Source organism: uncultured Agrobacterium sp. (assembly GCA_913777615.1).
GTDB lineage: Bacteria > Pseudomonadota > Alphaproteobacteria > Rhizobiales > Rhizobiaceae > Agrobacterium.
The window spans coordinates 272,548-287,431 of sequence record CAJYTK010000017.1 but is presented as its reverse complement, the minus strand read 5'-3'; the positions used below and the strand labels follow the sequence as shown (position 1 = coordinate 287,431).

Here is a 14,884-nt window from a genome sequence, read left to right as displayed (position 1 = left end):
GAAGCGATCTTCTCCATGGATGGATGCTCGGGTCGAGCCCGAGCATGACAACCTATCGGGCTTGTCGCTCCAAGCCACCATCAGGGAAGCATACGCTCTTCCTTTGGCGGCAGATAACTTGCGTCGAAAACCTGCTCGGCCTTCACGTTCCCCTTAAGGCCAATAGAAATCTTCAGCGTTTCCATGGAAGCGGCAAGGCGCAAGGGATCGACCCCACCCATGCCGTTTTCGGTCACGTAGGGCGTTTTGATGTTCATCGAGTTTGCCATAGTCAGGCGCTGCAATTCGATGTCGGGATTGAGCGTTTCGTTACGCTTTAATACTGCCGCAACGCCCTCTTCCGGGTTCTTGACCGCATCGGCAAAACCCTTTGCAAGTGCTTTAAGGAAACCCTTAACGGCCTGCGGATTTTTTGCCGCAAAATCAGTATTTACGAGAACGGCGTTGCCATAAAGATTCAAGCCGTGTTCGGCCATCAGGATGGTCGCGATATCGTCATCAGCAATGCCCTGAGCCTTGAGGTTGAGAATCACCGAGAAGGCAAAGCCGAAAACGGCATCGACATCGCCTTTCGCCAGCATCGGCTCGCGAACAGGAAAACCGATCGACTGGATGGTAATCTTGCTGTCATCGATCTTGGCGACTTGCTTAAAGGCGTTCCACTGCGCGAAGGCGCCATCTGGCGGCGGGGCGCCGAGCTTCTTGCCTTGCAGCGACTTCGGGTCTTCGGTCACGCCCAGAGACTTGCGGCCAACAACCGAGAATGTGGGGCGTTCGTAGACCATATAAACGGCCGTCACCTTTTGGGATGGGTCTTCATCGAGAAACTTCATGACGGAATTGATGTCACCGAAGCCCATTTGATATGCGCCGGTTGCAACACGCGGAATGGCCTCGACTGACCCGTTACCGCTATCGATGGTAACATCCAGGCCTTCGGCCTTGAAATATCCCTTGTCGAGCGCAAGAAGAAATCCAGCAGACGGGCCTTCGAATTTCCAGTCGAGTGTGAATTTGATTGGCGTATCGGCCAAGGCTGCAAGTGGTGCGATGGATACACCGGCGAGCATGGAAATTGCGGCCAAAGCCGCTGCTTTTGAAAACAGCCTTCGCGTCAACATTCAGAAATTTCCCTCTGGAGGTTTTTATGTCGTTGTCGCCATACAAACCAATTTCATTCTGCATGGCAAGAACTAATAGCCCATAAAATACGCAAAATATTTTTTGCTTATATTTTGACCTATTCACGCGCTGACGACGGCATGTAGAGCGATTTTTAGGCTGAAAACTATCGTGGTGAGGGTGATACTCAAAGATATGAACACATCGTTCTGCCCATCATGGATTGCGAAACGGCCAAAGAGCATCAAGATGACAGAACCAACCGGCATTCTGGAGACACGCATGACATCGGCCCTCGGCATCCACCACATCACCATGATCACCCGAAAGGTTCAGGCAAATGTGGATTTTTACGCCGGCTTCCTGGGACTTCGGCTGGTCAAACGGACCGCCGGCTTCGAAGACGCCATGCAGCTTCATCTTTTTTACGGCGACTACGCCGCCTCCCCAGGCTCGCTGATGACCTTTCTCGTCTGGGAAGATGGTGGACAGGGCCGCGTCGGCTACGGCCAGACGCTCGATGTTTCTCTTGCCATAGAACCCGCCAGCATCGGCTTTTGGCTGACGCGCGCCTTGCAGGCGGGCGTTCGAACCGAGGGACCTATGGAGGAGTTCGGCGAACCCGTCATCCGGCTGAAAGATCCTGACGGCATCATCGTCAAGCTCGTCGGCACCTCTGCTTTTCCAGAGGCTCAACCACACGAGGTGCCAGGAATACCCCTCGGACATGCCATCCGTCGTATTCGCGGCGCGACCGTTCTCAGTGAAGTGCCGGAAGAAACGGAGAGTTTCTTGTCCAAACACTTCGGCTACGCCCATCACGGCAAACAGGGCGCTGTCCGCCGCATGTCTTCCGCTTCCGGCGATGTTGTCGATGTCAGAGATGCTTTGGGCTTCTGGTCAAGCGCGCCAGGGACGGGCACGGTCGATCATATCGCCTTTCGCGCCCGTGATATGGATGAGCTGGAAGAGACGCTCACCCACCTGAAGTCCTTAAACTCTTCCACGACCAACGCCCACGATCGGAAATATTTCCACTCTCTTTACGTGCGCGAACCGGGCGGTGTGCTGATCGAAATGGCAAGCGACGCACCGGGCATGACCGTCGACGAGCCCCTGGAAAGGCTCGGCGAAGAGTTGTTCATTCCGACCCTCTTCATGCGCGATGAAGAGGATGTTCGCGTAGCGTTGCCTCAATTTTCCACTCCCGGAGACGAGCGCGTAATCTATCGGGAGCTTCCCTTCGTCCACCGTTTCTACACGCCGGCGGAGCCTGATGGCAGCGTCATCGTTCTGCTCCATGGTTCCGGCGGCAGCGAGACAAGCCTCATGGCACTGGCGCACCGGGCAAACCCTGCGGCCACCCTTCTGGGTGTTCGCGGACGCAGCACCGAAGAGGACATGGCACGCTGGTTTCGCCGCTTCGGCGATCTCAACTTCGACCAGAAGGACATCGCCGCCGAAGCGGAGGCCTTTGCGGCATTCATGGAAGGCGCGGTCCAGTCTTACGGGATCGACCGAAATACTGTGAGCTTCATCGGTCATTCCAATGGCGCCAACTTTCTCGCTGCTTTCTTCGCTCTTCACCCGGAATGGATGGCCGATGCCCTTTTGTTGCGCCCCATGCCGGTTCTGGACCACTGGCCCGCGGTCGATTTCTCATCGCGACGCCTCATGATCGCAGCAGGCCAAACAGACCGACATCGGGACAAGGCAGAAGAGCTTGCGGGGCTACTGAAGGACCGCGGCGCCGATGTGGAGGTGCGGGTTTTGCCGAACAATCACGACATCGGGTTCGACGATGTCGAGCTGGCAAAGGAGTGGGTTGCGGCCCGCTCAGCCAGCTAAAGCTTCGTTAAAGAAAATCGAGCGTTGCCCGTCCGACAGGACGCACAACGCACGAGGGTCAGAACCGAGGCTGAAGGAGAGACTGGCCAATCAGTCATCAAACTAAGCCGATACGGCTTGCAGATACCGCAATAAAAGGCTTTAAAAAACAGAGCTATACGCGGAGTGCTTATGACGTCTTTCCTGTTGCTTCTTATCGTCGGGTATGTCGTTGCGTTTTTCTATACGCTGAATGCCAGCATCAAGAACTCAAGACGCTTGGCAGAGCTTGAACAGGAAGTGTCGAGCCTGAAGGCGAAGATGATGGCAGGCGTTCTGTCCACGGCTGATGCCGGAGCGGTTGCTCGCGTACCCGAGGAAGATGTAAAACCTGCCGAGGAGCTCACGCCATCAGAACCGCTCGCCGCACCAGCGGAGATGGATAGCCAGGTTGTCCCGCCACCGCTTCCCGTCAGACCAACCGTTGAACAGGTGATGGAAGAGAGTACGGTCTCCGACCAGGCCGCGGCGTTTGAAGCCGCGCCGAAAGAAAGTTTCGAAAGCAGGCTCGGTGCGCGTTGGGCCGTCTGGCTTGGCGGCATCACGCTTGGGCTCGGTGGCATATTGCTGGTCAAATACTCCATCGAAAATGGTCTTCTCAGCCCTGCTGTGCGCCTTGCCATGGCGGCACTCTTCGGCATGCTGCTGGCCGCGGCTGGCGAAGCGATCCGCCGCAAAGCCCTACCCGGCATCCAGGCAGCTTACTCCAACGCGATGATCCCAGGTGTGTTGACGGCCGCGGCCTCACTGACGCTCTTCGGAGTCGTCTTCGCAGCTTACGGCGTTTACGAATATATCGGGCCGACGGCAGCATTCATCCTTCTTGCGCTCGTGGCTTTTGCCACATTGGGCCTGTCGCTGCTCCACGGCCAGGCTCTTGCTGGGCTGGGGCTCTTCGGCTCCATGATCACACCTGCTCTCATCGTGACGGAGACACCCAATATATGGGCGCTCTTCGGCTTCCTCACGGTTTCGTGGACCGCGACGACGCTAGCGGCACGGTACCAGAGGTGGCTGATCGTGCCAGCGCTCGCCAATATCGGCCTCGGACTATGGGGTGTTGGCTACACGATGGCGTCGAATCCGGTTCTTGCAGAGCCTGTCATGTTCGCAATGCTCGCAATGGTGGCGGGCTCCATCTGGATCTGGCCTGGTAAGGCTTTCGAACATACGCAGGATAACGAGGCGGCTTTGAGTACCGAGGCCACGGGAAAACCCGCCAAGCGGTTTGTTGCCATTCTCACAAGAGCGCCGCTCACCATCAATCTGACGGTTTCCCTTTCCATCGTTCTGACAGCGCTGGCCATGCTTGCCAGCGGCTCCGGCATCAGCATGCACCCCGCCTTCGTTGTCGCAGTTCTGATTATCGGCCTTGCTGCGCTCGGTGCAGGACGCGTGAATGCGGTTTGGCCCGCAATATTCTCCTCGCTCGCGGCGCTCGGTTGCGCCAATCTTCTGGCCCAAAACAGCTTGGAGTTTCTTAACGGCTTCAATTCCGGCACGGCACCGGCAACATTGGCAGTGGATCACAGCCTTCAGGCGTCCATCACCCGGATCATGGGCATTGTCTTCCTGCTCTTTGCTGTGGAAGCCACACGCCGGAGAAGCGCGAAGGATCCAGCGTTCGGCACTCTTTGGGCCGCCATCGGGTCCATCGTTCCGCTTGGGCTCGGCATCATCAGCTTTGTAGATTACGGCAATCTGACGCGCGACTGGCTGCACGCAGCTTACGGTCTGTCGATCGGCCTTGTCCTATTGGGCGCCGCCTATCGGTTCGACAAGCGGGCCAAGCCAGCCTTTCAGCTGCCGGTCAACATCATGCTGGTCGGTTCGTTTCTCGCCTTCGTGTTGACCATCCACGCACTGACGAGTGGTCTTTTCACCACACTCCTCATCCCGCTCCTCGGCTTTGTCTATGTTTTAGCGACGAAGTACCGCAATTGGCCTGCCATCGCATGGGTCATGGCTCTGGCGCTTCTCTTCGTTCTCGGCCGCATCGCCTGGGAGCCGACCATCGTCGGTCCGCAGAACCTCGGCACGACCCCGGTCTTCAACGCGCTTCTTCTGGGCTATGGCGTTCCTGCGCTGCTTGCGGTGCTTTCCGCGTGGCTCCTGCGTCACTCGCCGGATCTACGCGTCCGAAACTTCCTTCAGGCGCTTGCAAGTCTCATGGTGCTGCTGACGCTGGCCATACTCACCCGTCATGCAATGAATGGCGGGGTTTTGAACGAGGCGGTTCCGACACTCGGGGAGCAATCCATCTACACGCTGCTGACCATCGGCATGTCCGGGGTGTTGATGACGCTGGATATGAAAAGCCCCAGCCCGGTTTTCCGTTACGGTTCGATGGTTACCGGCTGCCTTGCCGTGGTCAACGTGCTGGCCGCTCATTTCCTGGCGCTCAATCCTTACTTCACCGGGGAGAATACCGGGCGTTGGCCGTTCTTCAATCTATTGCTGATTGGCTATCTTCTGCCAGGCCTTGCCTATGCTGGCCTTGCCTTTTACGCCCAGGGAAAACGGCCTCGGCTTTACGTCACGCTGCTGGCGCTTGCGGGCGCAACCTTGGGCTTCGCCTGGGCAACGCTTTCCGTGCGCCGTTTCTGGCAAGGGGAAAACATTGCCGACTGGAAGGGATTCCTTCAGGGCGAAACCTACAGCTATTCCGTCGTCTGGCTTGCCATCGGTGTGCTTATGCTGGCGCTTGGCTCCCGCTTTGATGCCAAGAGCCTTCGGCTTGCTTCCGCCGGGCTCGTGCTTCTGGCCGTCGCCAAAGCCTTCCTCATCGATATGAGTAATCTGGAAGGTGTGCTGCGTGCCCTCTCCTTCATCGGGCTCGGCGTGGTACTGATTGGGATCGGGCTTTTCTACCAGAAGATTTTGACCACAAAACCCAAGGACGCAAAGGTCGAGGAATGATTGCGCCGACGCCTTGGCCACTTTAAAACGCGGTTTTATCGAGCTGAGGAATCGCGAATGCATGCGGACTCTTTTGCGCCTTTTGAGGCACTGGCCGAAACTCTGATTCCGCATGCTGCGCAAGGTGATGACGGTTCGCATGATCTCGCGCATATCCACCGCGTTTTCCGCAATGCCACGCGTATTCACGCGCAGGAGGGTGGAAACGGACCGGTTCTCGTCGCAAGCGTCCTTCTGCATGATTGCGTATCGGTCGAAAAGAACTCGCCGCTGCGGTCACAGGCATCACGCCTTGCAGCAGAAAAGGCACGAGGCATTTTATCGGATCTCGGCTGGAGCGCAGCGGACGTAGACGCCGTTGCGCATGCCATATTGACGCACAGTTTTTCAGCCAATCTCGTGCCGGAAACGCTGGAGGCAAAGATCCTCCAGGATGCCGACAGGCTCGATGCGATCGGCATGGTGGGGGCGGCCCGCTGCTTCTACATCGCCGGGCGCATGGGTTCGGCCCTCTACGATCCGGTCGATCCGCTGGCAAAAAACCGCCCGCTGGACGACCGGCGCTTTGCGATCGATCACTTCGAAAACAAGCTGTTCAAACTCGCCGATGGCTTTCAGACGAAAGCCGGGCGGCAGCTGGCTATAGAGCGACATCAGCGCCTCAAGCAGGTGCTGGATATGTTTCTGGACGAAATCTGAGGGAGATGGCGATGCAGATCAGGCAACTGAATATCTATCCGGTCAAAAGCGCGCGCGGTATTTCGCTGCCGGAGAGCATCATTTCTGCCGAAGGCCTGCCGGGTGACCGCCGTGCCATGATCGTCGATGCCGCTGGCCAGTTCATCACCCAGCGCGAAATGCCGGCACTCGCGACTCTGAACGTGGCCCCTGAGCAGGGTGGCTATCGCTTGTCCATGGAAGGCAAAGGCGAGGTGCTTGCCCTGCCCTCTTCTGCGCGTCTCGATGTCACGGTCTGGAAGTCTAGCGTCAATGCGGCCGTCGCTATCGATGAGGCCAATGCGGTGCTATCGAACTGGCTGGGCCAGGAGATGAAGCTCGCCTTCTTTGACGGACAATCGAAGCGCCTTGCCAATGTCGAATGGACCGGCGAGGAAACACCCGTGACCTTCGCCGACGGCTATCAGATCCTGGTCGCAACCACGGCCTCGCTCGAAGCTCTCAATGCGGAGATGACGGCGAATGGCGAAGGCAGCGTGGGCATGGAGCGCTTTCGCCCCAACATCGTGCTGGACACGGATGAGCCGTGGGCGGAAGACCGGTGGGCTGCCATCGACATCAACGGCATTCGCTTCGATCTCGTCAAACCTTGCACGCGCTGCATCATGACCACCCAGGATCAGATGACCGGATCGCGTGACGTGCCCTCTCCGATGAAGGCCATGGGCCGCATCCGCATGTCTGCCGACAGGCGGGTTCCTGGCGTATTGTTCGGCTGGAACCTGACCCCACGCGGAGAAGGTTTAGTCCGACTGGGCAACGTAGCGAAGGTAGTGGAGTGGCGCCACGAGGCATGGCCACTAAAACGGCGTGGTTGAAGTCTCCAGAGATCTGTCGCCATTGCATCAACGGCAGTGATGCTGCTGTCAAGAAAAGTCGCTGGTGCCTGACAGTAGGGATGACTAATACTCATCTCCTATCCGGAGGAAAACCATGACGACCATACCCAGCGTAGCCACCAGAAGGCCCATGCCCTGGCTGATCATCCTCGCCGGATCGCTGATTGCCGTCCTGACCTTCGGGCCTCGCTCGGCCATGGGTTTCTTTCAGTTACCGATGCTGGCAGACACCGGTTGGGACCGCTCCACTTTTGGCCTTGCGATGGCTTTTCAAAACCTTTTCTGGGGCTTGGGACAACCCTTCTTCGGGGCTTTGGCAGACAAGTTCGGCACAGGTCGCGTGCTCATCCTCTCAGGCCTTCTCTATGCGACAGGACTGCTTTGCATGTCGCTCGGCACCTCTCCGTTCTGGCTGCATTTCGGTGGTGGCGTTCTGGTCGGGCTTGGAATAGCTGCCGGCTCGTTTAGCGTCATCCTGTCCGCCTTCGCGCGCCATGTCACGCCTGAGCAGCGGTCTATGGCCTTCGGCATCGGCACGGCAGCGGGATCTGCCGGAATGTTCATCTTCGCGCCGATTAGTCAGGGGCTGATTTCCAACTATGGTTGGTCCGACAGCCTGGTTTTCCTCAGCGCCATGATGCTGCTGGTACCGCTCCTGGCATGGCCGCTGCGTGGCAACTCGTCTTCCGGGTCGCAATCGCAGGTGCAATTTCAACAGACCATCGGTGCTGCGCTGAAAGAAGCGCTCGGACATAAGAGCTATCTCCTCCTGACCACGGGCTTTTTCGTCTGCGGTTTCCAGGTGGCTTTCATTACGGCTCATTTCCCCGCATATCTCGGCGATATCGGTATCGAGCCCCGCTATGCCGTTATCGCCATGGCACTCATCGGGTTCTTCAATATTGGCGGATCCCTCGCTGCAGGCGTCATCGGCCAACGCTATTCGAAGCCGCATTTTCTGGCCTATATTTACATCGGTCGTTCCATTGCTGTGACCGCATTTCTGCTTCTTCCGCAAACGCCGGTATCTGTCATTATCTTTGCCGCGGTCATGGGCGTGTTATGGCTTTCAACTGTGCCGCCAACGAACGGGCTCGTCGCCATCATGTTCGGCACCCGTCACCTCGGTATGCTGGGCGGCGTGGTGTTCCTGTCGCATCAGGTCGGTTCGTTTCTTGGCGTCTGGCTAGGCGGCTTTCTCTACGACAAGCTCGGCTCCTACGATCTCGTCTGGTGGCTCGGCGTCGCCATGGGAATTTTTGCAGCAGTCGTCCATTGGCCGATCGAAGAGAAACCGGTTATCCGCCCTGCCATGGCATAGCACTGGTTGCTCTGCTCGTCTGCCAGACAAAGTGCGCCTATCGTTGGTTTATAAAGACAACCGAAACAGAGAATAAACGTGCCTTGTCTACAGCCAAATCATGCTTTGGGTCGTTGGCCTTCCTCTTACGATAGGCGTGGCACCGCTTGCGATATCGCTGGCACCCATCAACGCGATCTTGCGCATGCTCAGTCCGGTCGCCTGCGAACGAGTTGGAAGTCGCTTCGCGGCCTGACCGTTGCACTTATGGATTGAGTATCTGAGCTTCGGGATATTGTGTGCCGGCGCGCGCAGGTTGCGGTCGTTAGCCTCGGAGCAGCCACCTTGATGACCGAGGAAACGCGCGCGGACTTTCTCAAGCGGGCCGACGAAGCGCTTTATACGGCAGAGCACTCGAGCCGCACGGGCATGCCGGTCCGCCGTCGCTAGATCCTCGGGGCGAGAAGCTAAAAATGCCCCTCTCGATCAAGCCGGTTTAGGAACCTCTTGATGATGCTCTTTCATCTTTCGTTCCAGCGCCTTCAACGCCGCCTGGATAAAACCGTCGCGGGCGGCATTTTCTTGAATCCCTCTCGGCTCATAGACATGTCTGTTGAGAAAATGATTCGTCAGACGAAAGGCCGCTGAGAGGCTCTGGCAATCCGCAGACGGCGCCTCGCCGTTCTGGAGAAACGGTGGAAGCGCCAGCATCCGGTCCGCATAGGGAGCACCAGCCGCACGGCAAACGGCCCGGCCCGTCTTTGGAGAGACATAGATAAGATCGCTGCGACGCCCGGTTGCAGCGCACTCGCTAAGGTCGAGACCAAAGCCAAGATCGTTCAGTACGGCTAATTCGAAGCGGACGAACAGTTCACCAGCATCTGCCGGATCGGATAAATTATCAAGGATGACATCGAGCGCACGATAAAGATGCGGGTGCGGATCACGCTCCGGCAGAAGCCGCAGCAATGCTCCCATAGCCTGGACGCCATAGACGGCCGTCGCGGTTTCCATCAACTGAGCGGCACGCAACTGAAGCGGCTCAATCCGGTACTCGCCAAGGTGATCATCAAGACGGGCACGCCACGTGACATCGACACGATTACCTGCCTGGAGCACCGGCTGCATTGTTCTGGACCGACCGCCGCGCACAAGGCCGAGGTGACGCCCACGGGCGCGCGTCATAACCTCCGCTATGACGCTCGTCTCGCCATGGCGCTTGACGCCAAGAATGATTGCCTCGTCCTGCCACTGCATGAAAATCTTGCCCAGCGTCTCAACGCAAACGGAACAGACCGTCGTGTCGTCAAGCCTTTATAGCCCGCGCAGGCGCTTCCGGTCCAATGATTACGCCATAAGCTGCGTGACGAAAGCCTTCAACTCCGGCTCTGCGAAAGGCTTGTCCAGAAGCGGCGTATCGGCAAAATCCGCCGGGAAGCCGCTTGTATCACCATAGCCGCTGACGAAACCAAACGGAACGGCGTGCTCTTTCAATCGTCTTGCAAGTTCATAGCTCATGCCGTCAGAAAGACTGACATCCAGCAGAACGCAATCCGGCCTGGATCTCTCAAGCGCTTCCTGCGCTTGAGCAAGCGTTGTCACGATCTCTACGGTGTCAACCCCCATGGACTGTAGACACGCCTCGGCGTCCATCGCAACCAGATACTCGTCCTCGATAATGAGAACACGTTTAGGCACCATAATTATTATCTTCTCCGGGCCGGACCCAATTGAAGGCCATCTTAATTAAAAAAATGCATGGCTGTGACATCGCAGATCAATCCATCCACGTCATTTAAAAAAGACATATCTGGATACCGTTGCCACCCGAAGAAATTGCGACTCAGAAGCTAGGGTGAAACTTGGACGATGGCTATTGAAACGGAAATCACGCCTCTCAGGGTGATTGAAGACTACGTGGTGATCGTCAACAATCACATGGACGCCATTGCCACCTCCGCTCAGGAACAGTCGGTCGGACTGTCAGAGGTCAACTCGGCGGTAAACCAGATGGACCCGACGACCCCAGCAAAACGCCGCCATGGTTGAGGAGGCGAGCGCCTCTGGCACGTCGCTTGCCAGCGAAGCAGAGAAGTTGCGGCAGCTTGTCGCCAAGTTCGAACTTGCCTCGACACGTCACTTATGCATCGCTGGCAGACCTCAGTTGGCCTCGAACGCCACAAAGCCCCTCACCTCCCCCGCCCGACGGATGTTGGCAAAGGTTGCCGGAGCCATAGGAGACCTAGCCTCACGGAACTGGGCGGGATTCTGACGCTGGTCAGTGCGGCGAGCTGTCGCGTAGTGAAGCGATGCGCCACCAGTCCTTGAACCGGCAGAACATTCTCTCGACAATGTTTCTAACCTTCAGACGCGCTTGCTGAAAGGATGAAGGCTGTGTGGTGGGTGGCAGCGTGCACCTTGGGTGAGGAACTGGCGCAATCCATGCTGACCGCAGCGGGCGTTGACTCCAGAGCGGCCCGGCATCGGCGAGAATGGTGGCCTCGGATTTCACGATCCGCTCCCGAAGAGGATGGCCTCCTACCTGCCGCCTTTAATCTCATGAAGAAGCCCGGAAATCATAAAATGAGCATCTCCGGCGGCGTCTTTGCCGCATGATCCGGCGCCGAAGCCATTACGTTCTGGCGCAAAATACCTAGATAAACGGCCGTTTGTCGCGCGATTCGCTGTCCCAACCCGCGATCTGCGCAAGCCCCTCTTCATCCAAGACGAGACAGCCCTTGTCGATCCAGCGGATAAAATTGCGCTCGGCCAGTTTTTTCAGCGTCTTGTTGGTATGGACGATGGAAAGGCCGAGCGTATCGGCCACGTGCTGTTGCGTCACCGGGATCGGCCAGCCTTTCTGCAGCAGGCCGACGCGGATCGCTCTTTGATGCAGGAATGCCAGAAGATAGGCTGCCCTCTCGATTGCTGTGCGTCTGCCTACACTCAGCAAGTGGCTGTCGAGCATCCTCTCCTCGCTTGCGGCAATCCAGGTCAGGTCGAAGGCCAGTGAAGGGTGATCAGTGAACAGGCTTTGAAGTCTGCCCCGCTCGAAGACGCAAAGCGTCACGGGCGACAGGGCTTCCACCGAGTGTTGCATCTCGCCCATCACGGTTCCTTGCAAACCGATGAGATCGCCCGGCATCACATAGTTCAGGATCTGGCGTCGCCCGTCTTCCAGCGCCTTATAGCGAAAGCCCCAGCCCTCCAGAACGGTGAAGAGATGGGCGCTATGAGAACCCTCCATCAGGATCAGCGCTCCGCTCTCGACAGAAAGTTCACCGGTCTTAAACCGCGAAACGAAACTCAGTTCAGACGGCGAAAAGTCACGAAAATGGGGAATATCCCGAAGCGGGCACTGTTCACAGGGCGTGGTAGAAGCACCGCTTGGCTTTTTCGGCGACATAATGATCCGTTGGAGACGAGAAACTGTTTTAATGCATCACAGCTATCACGAAACCCCTTTCCGCTTTCTTGAAAAAGGTTCCCTTACGGAAGTAAAATGCAAAAAACGATGAGGTCTTTTTAAATGCGCCGCGCTTCAGATCCTTGCTGTGCCAAAATGCCTGGCAGCAAAATCTGAAGCGTTCGCGTAACCCGTTCAGTTTCTCGGGAATTCGAGTCCCATCTCGCGAAAACGCTCAGGATCGTCGCCCCAGTTTTCCCTCACCTTGACGAAGAGGAACAGGTGAACCGGCTGTTCCAGAATTTCGGAAAGCTCCTTGCGCGATGCGGACGAAATGGCCTTGATCGCCTCTCCGCCTTTGCCGAGAGCAATCTTCTTCTGGCTGTCGCGCTCGACATAGATGACTTGTTCGATGCGAACCGAGCCGTCCTTTCGTTCTTCCCACTTCTCCGTCTCGACATGAGACGCGTATGGCAATTCCTGGTGGAGACGCAGGAATAGCTTCTCACGGGTGATTTCGGCCGCAAGCTGACGCATTGGCAAGTCGGAAATCTGATCTTCCGGATAGTACCAGGGACCTTGCGGTAATTCACTCGACAGGTAATTCATCAGGTCGTCACAGCCGGAACCGTTGGTAGCGGAGATCATGAAGGTGCGATCAAAGGCTACGATTTCATTGGCCGCGGCGGCGAGCTTCAGCAGGTCTTCGCGCTTAACCTGATCAATCTTGTTAAGGCAAAGAATTTTCTTCTGGCGGACGTCTTTCAAGCCTTCCAGAATGGTTTGCGCATCACCCTTCAGACCACGCTCGCTGTCGATCAGCAGCAGGATGACATCCGCATCTTTTGCTCCGCCCCATGCGGACGTGACCATGGCGCGGTCCAGCCTGCGGCGCGGCTTGAAGATACCGGGCGTATCCATGAAGACGATCTGCGCATTGTCATGAATGGCGATGCCACGCATCACCGCACGCGTCGTCTGCACCTTGTGGCTCACGATCGAAACCTTGGCGCCCACCAGTCGATTAACCAGCGTCGACTTGCCGGCATTGGTCGGCCCGATCAGCGCAACGAAACCGGACCGCGTCGGAACGGCGGCCTTGGCATCATCATCATTGCCCTCACCGGGCGCTGCGGCGAAATCATTCTCGGTCATGAATATCCAATCAGTTTGCGGCAGATGATTTCTGCCAGACGCCTTCGCGTTCCAATAGTTTCGTCGCGGCGACCTGTTCTGCGGCGCGCTTGGAGCGGTCGACGCCGGTTTCCGGCGCAACGCCTGGAATTTCCACAGTTACCGTGAAGCGTGGATCGTGATCCGGTCCGGAGCGATCGTCAACCCGGTAGTTGGGGGTAGCAGCGAACTTCGCATGCGCCCACTCCTGCAACTCGGTCTTCGCATCCCGACGACCTGCATCCGCGCCGTTGGCTCGGCCTTGCCAGTATTTCAGGATGAAGCTGCGTGCAGCTTCCAAGCCGCCGTCGAGATAGATCGTGGCGATCAGGCTTTCCACGACATCGGCACGCACGTTCAGCATGGCCTTGCCCGTCAATTTCTTGACGTCGGAGCCTGTGCGAATAAAGAGATGCAGACCCATTTCATCGGCAATCGCCGCACAGGAATCAGCACTGACGAGCTGGTTCAAACGAACAGAAAGCTCGCCTTCGGTCGCGTTTCTGAAAGTTGAAAACAGCAGTTCCGCCACACATAAGCCCAGAACGCGGTCGCCCAAAAACTCCAGCCGCTCATAATTGCCAGCCTTCGCCGAGCGGGCGCTTGCATGTGTCAAGGCCCGGTCAAGCCGGGCCTTTTCCTTGAATTCATATCCGATCAGCGCTTCAAGACGGGAGATCTCATCCGTCTGCAGCGGTTTGGCCTTACTCATCGAACAACCTTGAAGATGCGATCCCAGCGCATGTTTGCCGGCCATTCCCAGATGTGGCTGAATGGCGTGTCATTGCCAAGAGAGAAGAAGATGACGCTGGCGCGACCAACCAGATTTTCAGCCGGAACGAAGCCTACGTCGAAGCGGCTGTCCAGAGAGTTGTCGCGGTTGTCGCCCATCATGAAATAATGGCCCTCAGGAACGATGAACTCACGTGTGTTATCACCGCGGCTGTCTGGCGATTGATCGAGCGTGTCATATGTCACGCCATTGTCGAGCTTTTCGCGGAAGACCGGCACATTGGTGCCCGGATCTGCACGGTAATCCGAGGTGAAGACGCCGTCCGGCTCTTTTGGAACGGGATTGCCGTTGATGTAGAGAACGCCGTTAGTCACCTGAATGCGGTCACCAGGCAGGCCGACCAGGCGCTTGATATAGTCCACTTCCGGGTTCGGCGGCAGACGGAAGACGACCACATCACCGCGCTTTGGCTCGCTGAACTCAAGAATGCGGCCAGAGAACAGGTTCGGAGAGAACGGCAGAGAGTACTTGGAATAGCCATAGGAGAACTTGTTGACGAACAGATAGTCACCAACCAGCAGCGTCGGCATCATGGAGCCGGAAGGAATGGTGAACGGCTGAAACAACACGGTTCGAATAACCATCGCCAGCAGCAGAGCCTGAACGATGACCTTGACGTTTTCCCAAAGGGCGCTCTGCTTCTTTTCTGCTTTTTCGGACACTTAAGAGACCTGTCTGCTCGTTCATCGCCATTGTCATAAAACCGC

The 14,884-nt window shown here is 57.2% G+C and carries 13 protein-coding genes; 6 read left to right on the top strand and 7 right to left on the bottom strand.

The window, feature by feature from the left end; all coding sequences use genetic code 11:
• Positions 1-80: 80 nt before the first annotated feature.
• Positions 81-1,121, bottom strand: a complete 1,041-nt coding sequence (locus QZ862_RS15950) for an ABC transporter substrate-binding protein (RefSeq protein WP_296100901.1) — start codon at positions 1,119-1,121, stop codon at positions 81-83.
• 283 nt (positions 1,122-1,404) lie between these two features.
• Between QZ862_RS15950 and QZ862_RS15945 the strand changes: the two genes are divergently transcribed.
• From QZ862_RS15945 to QZ862_RS15925, 5 genes are all read left to right on the top strand, one after another.
• Positions 1,405-2,970, top strand: coding sequence for a VOC family protein (locus QZ862_RS15945; RefSeq protein ID WP_296101034.1), 1,566 nt, complete (start codon positions 1,405-1,407; stop codon positions 2,968-2,970).
• A gap of 171 nt (positions 2,971-3,141) precedes the next feature.
• Entirely contained in the window at positions 3,142-5,928 is a 2,787-nt protein-coding gene (locus tag QZ862_RS15940; protein WP_296100899.1) for a DUF2339 domain-containing protein, read from the top strand.
• A 57-nt stretch (positions 5,929-5,985) separates the two neighbouring features.
• Positions 5,986-6,627 (top strand): HD domain-containing protein, encoded by a 642-nt coding sequence (locus QZ862_RS15935; protein ID WP_296039962.1) that lies wholly within the window; start codon positions 5,986-5,988, stop codon positions 6,625-6,627.
• 11 nt (positions 6,628-6,638) lie between these two features.
• Positions 6,639-7,484 (top strand): MOSC domain-containing protein, encoded by an 846-nt coding sequence (locus tag QZ862_RS15930; protein WP_296078397.1) that lies wholly within the window; start codon positions 6,639-6,641, stop codon positions 7,482-7,484.
• Between the two features lie 115 nt (positions 7,485-7,599).
• Positions 7,600-8,826: an MFS transporter gene (locus QZ862_RS15925; RefSeq protein WP_296100897.1), complete on the top strand. Its 1,227-nt coding sequence runs from the start codon at positions 7,600-7,602 to the stop codon at positions 8,824-8,826.
• Between the two features lie 465 nt (positions 8,827-9,291).
• On the opposite strand, the gene recO is transcribed toward QZ862_RS15925, so the two are convergent.
• Both recO and QZ862_RS15915 read right to left on the bottom strand, forming a co-directional pair.
• Positions 9,292-10,062, bottom strand: a complete 771-nt coding sequence (gene recO / locus QZ862_RS15920) for a DNA repair protein RecO (protein ID WP_296100896.1) — start codon at positions 10,060-10,062, stop codon at positions 9,292-9,294.
• Between the two features lie 90 nt (positions 10,063-10,152).
• Positions 10,153-10,506 carry a response regulator gene (locus QZ862_RS15915; protein WP_296039954.1) on the bottom strand — a complete coding sequence of 118 codons (354 nt, stop codon included), beginning with the start codon at positions 10,504-10,506 and terminating at the stop codon, positions 10,153-10,155.
• Between the two features lie 168 nt (positions 10,507-10,674).
• Here QZ862_RS15915 and QZ862_RS15910 point away from each other — a divergent pair, with 168 nt between their 5' ends.
• Entirely contained in the window at positions 10,675-10,854 is a 180-nt protein-coding gene (locus QZ862_RS15910) for a hypothetical protein (protein ID WP_296100894.1), read from the top strand.
• A gap of 604 nt (positions 10,855-11,458) precedes the next feature.
• On the opposite strand, the gene QZ862_RS15905 is transcribed toward QZ862_RS15910, so the two are convergent.
• The 4 genes from QZ862_RS15905 to lepB all read right to left on the bottom strand — a co-directional run bounded on the left by QZ862_RS15905 (position 11,459) and on the right by lepB (position 14,839).
• Positions 11,459-12,211, bottom strand: coding sequence for a Crp/Fnr family transcriptional regulator (locus tag QZ862_RS15905; RefSeq protein ID WP_296019524.1), 753 nt, complete (start codon positions 12,209-12,211; stop codon positions 11,459-11,461).
• Positions 12,212-12,406: 195 nt separating this feature from the next.
• The gene (gene era / locus QZ862_RS15900) at positions 12,407-13,366 is read right to left on the bottom strand and encodes a GTPase Era (RefSeq protein ID WP_296019526.1); all 960 of its coding nucleotides are present in this window, start codon (positions 13,364-13,366) and stop codon (positions 12,407-12,409) included.
• Positions 13,367-13,376: 10 nt separating this feature from the next.
• The gene (gene rnc, locus QZ862_RS15895; RefSeq protein ID WP_296019529.1) at positions 13,377-14,096 is read right to left on the bottom strand and encodes a ribonuclease III; all 720 of its coding nucleotides are present in this window, start codon (positions 14,094-14,096) and stop codon (positions 13,377-13,379) included.
• Positions 14,093-14,839 (bottom strand): signal peptidase I, encoded by a 747-nt coding sequence (gene lepB / locus QZ862_RS15890; protein WP_296019531.1) that lies wholly within the window; start codon positions 14,837-14,839, stop codon positions 14,093-14,095. Before lepB ends, rnc begins: the two co-directional genes overlap by 4 nt.
• Positions 14,840-14,884 lie beyond the last annotated feature (45 nt).